Origin of the sequence: Citrobacter sp. JUb117 (genome assembly GCF_024809055.1) — a bacterium.
Taxonomy (GTDB): Bacteria; Pseudomonadota; Gammaproteobacteria; order Enterobacterales; family Enterobacteriaceae; genus Citrobacter; species Citrobacter gillenii.
Genome location: NZ_JANUFB010000022.1, coordinates 1 through 1,160 on the forward strand (window position 1 = coordinate 1; position 1,160 = coordinate 1,160).

A 1,160-nucleotide genomic window follows, 5' to 3' on the forward strand; every position below is an offset into this window, starting at 1 on the left:
GGCTCCCACTGCTTGTACGTACACGGTTTCAGGTTCTTTTTCACTCCCCTCGCCGGGGTTCTTTTCGCCTTTCCCTCACGGTACTGGTTCACTATCGGTCAGTCAGGAGTATTTAGCCTTGGAGGATGGTCCCCCCATATTCAGACAGGATACCACGTGTCCCGCCCTACTCTTCGAGTTCACAACACATGCGATTTTGTGTACGGGACTATCACCCTGTACCGTCGGACTTTCCAGACCGTTCCACTACCACACATGCTGATTCAGACTCTGGGCTGCTCCCCGTTCGCTCGCCGCTACTGGGGGAATCTCGGTTGATTTCTTTTCCTCGGGGTACTTAGATGTTTCAGTTCCCCCGGTTCGCTTCATTACGCTATGTATTCACGTAATGATAGTGTGTCGAAACACACTGGGTTTCCCCATTCGGAAATCGCCGGCTATAACGGTTCATATCACCTTACCGACGCTTATCGCAGATTAGCACGTCCTTCATCGCCTCTGACTGCCAGGGCATCCACCGTGTACGCTTAGTCGCTTAACCTCACAACCCGAAGATGTTTCGTAAAACACATCGTGTTGCGAAAATTTGAGAGACTCGAACACACCGCTTGTCTGTTCTTATTACGGAGAACAGACACAGTGTGTCGTTTCAATTTTCAGCTTGATCCAGATTTTTAAAGAGCAAAACTTCGCAGTGAACCTTTTCAGGCACACTCTGAAGTTTTCTTGTGTTTTTGCAGTAAAGGATGGTGGAGCTATGCGGGATCGAACCGCAGACCTCCTGCGTGCAAGGCAGGCGCTCTCCCAGCTGAGCTATAACCCCATCGTAATACTTCATCTCTGTACCGATAATTTGTCCTGAGACAAGGCGTGGAATGACGAAGCATACTGAAGTATGCGAGTCGTTTCACAACACAGTATCAGGGCAAATTTGGTAGGCCTGAGTGGACTTGAACCACCGACCTCACCCTTATCAGGGGTGCGCTCTAACCACCTGAGCTACAAGCCTGCAGAGATTTTTACTGCTAATTTTTCATCAGACAATCTGTGTGGACACTACAAAGAACGTTTCTTTAAGGTAAGGAGGTGATCCAACCGCAGGTTCCCCTACGGTTACCTTGTTACGACTTCACCCCAGTCATGAATCACAAAGTGGTAAG

At 49.1% G+C, this 1,160-nt stretch carries 2 tRNA genes and 2 rRNA genes; all 4 read right to left on the bottom strand.

The features are described from left to right. Window positions 1-541 (bottom strand): 23S ribosomal RNA (locus M2374_RS22255); the annotation flags it as partial. Window positions 542-747: 206 nt separating this feature from the next. Further along, a tRNA-Ala gene (locus M2374_RS22260) sits at window positions 748-823 on the bottom strand. Between the two features lie 109 nt (window positions 824-932). Further along, window positions 933-1,009, bottom strand: a tRNA-Ile gene (locus M2374_RS22265). A 70-nt stretch (window positions 1,010-1,079) separates the two neighbouring features. Next, window positions 1,080-1,160, bottom strand: a 16S ribosomal RNA gene (locus M2374_RS22270); the annotation flags it as partial.